Below are 3,606 nucleotides of genomic sequence, written 5' to 3'. Positions count from 1 at the left end.
TTTAAAGAAAATTTCCTTCCTCTTTTTTCCTTTAATAAACATCGGTTTCCCGTGCTTCACTTACTCAATTTGTTAAAGAACTTATTCGTTGTTGCGGGTGCAAAAGTACCACCTTTATTGTCTAATTCAAGCTTTTTATCGGCCTTTTTTTGCCTTTTTTTTGACTTTGACTTTAAGGCATTGAAAACCCGCCTTTTGAAAGCAAAAGTTTTTTTACCTCCATAAGCGCTGCCGAAGAAAAGGGAGACTTTGCCGAAGCGGTTTGCATATAAATTCTATATTTAAAATCTACATCGACACTTCTGCATTACTGTCTTTATTATATATGATTTCTTTGTTGATCGTACCAAAATAAACTTTTACCACCACCGCCCTAGCCCTGATAGCAGCGGAAATCCTTATATGCCGGGCTTCGGCATATAAGATTGTAGCGTATAGCAGGAAATAGCTCCTAATTATTCTAGTCGAAACGGATGGCTTTGACGGGTGAGATTTTAGTTATTATATAGGAGGGAATTAGCAACACCAGAAAGCAAACGCCAATGGTAAGAAGGTTCAGTAATGCGATATATCCCCAATTAAGATATACGGGCGCCTCATTTACATAATAGTTTTCGGGATTGAGCTTGATTATCCCAAAATGCTGTTGGAGTAATAATATAGCTATTCCAATCAGGTTTCCCCAGAACAATCCGCGAAGAATCAGATAGGAGGCATTGTACAGAAATACTTTGCGAATGCTCCAGTTGTTTGCCCCTAATGCCTTTAATATCCCTATCATCTGGGTTCGCTCCAGAATAAGCACTAACAGCGCCACCACCATGTTGATCGTTGCAACCAATATCATTACAATCAAAATGACTATGATGTTGAAATCGAATAATTGAAGCCACTCAAATATATAACTGTATTTTTCTATTATGGTTTTAGTATCGAGCGTCGAACCCGTTTGCTGATACACCTGATCTCCCACAGGTTTTATCTCATCGAAATCCTTTACGAACACTTCGAAAGCCCCAACTTGATCGGGCTTCCATTTATTAATCCGTTGCATGTGACGAATATCCCCTATAACATAAGTAGCATCAAATTCCTGGAAACCGGAATTAAAAATCCCCACTATTTTAAACCTTCGGATATTGGGTAACTTGTTCTGACTTTCTTTCATGAAGAAGGTATTAAAGGCATCTCCCACTTTTAGTTTTAATCTATTTGCGAGGAATTGGGAAATTAACACATCTTCATTAAGCTTTTTCGAAAAATCAGGCAGTTTCCCTGACACGAGATAGTCCTTTATGTTGTTCCAGTCATAGTCAGCACCAACTCCTTTGAAGATAATCCCCTCAAAAGCAGTCTCTGTTCTTATAATTCCAGCTTTGCTTGCAATGGCCTGAATATGACTTACTCCTTCAACCGATTTGAACTTGGGATAAAAATCCTGATTTTTTGAGATTGGGACTAAGGTTACTTCGGATTGGTTATTGTCATAGTTTGAAATAATAATATGCCCATTAAAAGCAGAAATTTTTTCCCGAATCTTCTGTTGCAAACCAATTCCTGTCGCTACCGAAACAATCATCATGATCATTCCTATGGCTATGGCTGAAATTGCAATTTTTATAATTGGTGCAGATATACTACTTTTATAATCTTTAGCAGTTATTAGTCTTTTGGCTATGAAGTATTCTAAATTCAAGAGTTGAGTTTTGGTTACAATGCAAATATACATAAAGTTTTCAGCCAAGAATCGCTCCATTTTTCACTTATTAAAATAAAACATGAAGCTTACGTCCCTTTTTTTTACCATTAAGACATTCAGAAAAACAATCTTGATATCATCTTGCCTAGTGCTTGCATTAGCTTCTTGTGGGAGTTCGATCAAGAAAAAAGAAACTGGAGGCGAAAAACGGGACTCCGTAATGGTCAAAACAAATGTTTTACCCGCAATAAATACTGGCGCAGATAATTTTGAAACTTACCTACCTCTGCTCAACGATAAAAAAATTGCGATTGTAACAAATCAATCGGGGCTTTTATCAAACAACACCCATATTGTAGATTTTCTGCTGGAAAAAAATATCGCGATTCAAAAAATATTTGCCCCAGAACATGGTTTTCGTGGTACAGCTGATGCTGGCGAGCATGTCGTTGACGGGAAAGACGCCAAAACTGGACTTCCTATCGTATCGCTATACGGCGACAACAAAAAACCAAAGGCTGGGCAATTAGCAGGAATCGATATTATGGTTTTTGATTTGCAGGACGTAGGCGCACGATTTTACACCTACATCTCCTCTCTTCATTATGTTATGGAAGCATGCGCTGAAAATAACATCCCGCTAATTATCTTGGACAGGCCCAACCCTAACGGAAATGTTGTGGACGGTCCAATTTTGGAAAAGGAATATTCTAGTTTTGTGGGCATGCATCCCATTCCAGTCTTGCATGGCATGACCATCGGTGAGTATGGACAGATGATCAATGGCGAAAAATGGTTGAAAAATGGCGTTCAGTGCAAATTGAAAGTTATTCCCTGCACTAATTACAATCACAGAATGAACTATAGCTTACCTGTAAAGCCGTCTCCGAATTTACCAAATGACCAAGCTATAAATCTCTATGCCAGTCTGTGTTTCTTTGAAGGCACCAACGTTAGCGTGGGAAGAGGGACTGAAAAACAATTTCAAATTTACGGATCACCCTATTTACCAAAAAGCGGCTTTAGTTTTATTCCAAAGCCAAATGTAGGTGCCCAAAACCCCATTTATAACGGGGTGGAATGTTTCGGTGAAGACTTATCTGCTATTGCCAAAGTAAAACAATTGGAATTAAAATGGCTGATTAAAGCTTATCAAACAACCAGTGACAAATCAAAATTTTTTAATGTATTTTTCACAAAATTAGCTGGAACTGAAAAACTGCAGACGCAAATAGAAAATGCAGTCCCTGAAGGGGAAATCAGAAAAAGCTGGCAGCAAGGATTAATCGAGTTTAAAAAAATAAGGAGTCAATATTTGATTTATTAATCCTCACCACAACCCACCACAAAGGAGAGGGAGACGAGATCAAATATCTTTAGTCTATGAAGCTGAAAATCTTTTTTATAAAGGCAACTTTTTTTTCATTTCTTCTACAATGTTGTAGGCAGCGGGACAGATAGGAATGTTTTTCAGAGTTAAATCTGTAATTTGCTGAAACTTCTTTCTGTCTGTGTGAGGGAATTCTCTGCATGCTTTTGGGCGCACATCGTAGATCATACATGCATTTTCATTATCGAGAAAAGTACACGGAACACTTTGTAGCACATAATCCTTATCTTCATCAACGCGTAAATACTGTTCGATAAACTGCTGTGGTTTTTGTTTCAAGTATTTTGATACGCGCTCAATATCAGCCGAGGTAAACAATGGCCCTGTTGTTTTGCAACAGTTGGCACATTTTAAACAATCGGTTTTCTTGAATTCCGCATCATGCAAATCCTGCATCACATAATCTAAATTCTTAGGCGTTTTCTTTTTAAGCTTATCGAAATACTTTTTGTTTTCTATATGCTTATCTTTGGCAAGTTTTCCAAGATCGTTTAAGGATGGTTTCAAGCTTAAATTT

Annotated in this window: 4 protein-coding genes; 2 read left to right on the top strand and 2 right to left on the bottom strand. The window is 37.6% G+C overall.

What is annotated here, in order from left to right; translation table 11 throughout:
- The coding region (locus VIH09_RS09755) for a hypothetical protein (protein WP_331580401.1) at window positions 1–225 on the top strand (225 nt) is incomplete at its 5' end.
- Window positions 226–460: 235 nt separating this feature from the next.
- Here the strand turns inward: VIH09_RS09755 and VIH09_RS09750 are convergent.
- Complete coding sequence (locus VIH09_RS09750; protein WP_331580399.1) at window positions 461–1,696, bottom strand: ABC transporter permease; 1,236 nt, start codon at window positions 1,694–1,696, stop codon at window positions 461–463.
- 82 nt (window positions 1,697–1,778) lie between these two features.
- Between VIH09_RS09750 and VIH09_RS09745 the strand changes: the two genes are divergently transcribed.
- Window positions 1,779–3,026 carry a DUF1343 domain-containing protein gene (locus tag VIH09_RS09745; protein ID WP_331580397.1) on the top strand — a complete coding sequence of 416 codons (1,248 nt, stop codon included), beginning with the start codon at window positions 1,779–1,781 and terminating at the stop codon, window positions 3,024–3,026.
- Between the two features lie 75 nt (window positions 3,027–3,101).
- On the opposite strand, the gene VIH09_RS09740 is transcribed toward VIH09_RS09745, so the two are convergent.
- Window positions 3,102–3,596, bottom strand: a complete 495-nt coding sequence (locus VIH09_RS09740; protein ID WP_331580403.1) for a YkgJ family cysteine cluster protein — start codon at window positions 3,594–3,596, stop codon at window positions 3,102–3,104.
- Window positions 3,597–3,606 lie beyond the last annotated feature (10 nt).

The organism is Flavobacterium sp. (assembly GCF_036515215.1).
GTDB lineage: Bacteria > Bacteroidota > Bacteroidia > Flavobacteriales > Flavobacteriaceae > Flavobacterium.
This window is presented reverse-complemented; position numbering and strand designations above follow the sequence as displayed.

Coding starts and splice junctions, on each gene's coding strand:
- VIH09_RS09745 (WP_331580397.1), top strand. CDS start 1,779: ATGAAGCTTACGTCCCTTTTTTTTACCATTAAGACATTCAGAAAAACA.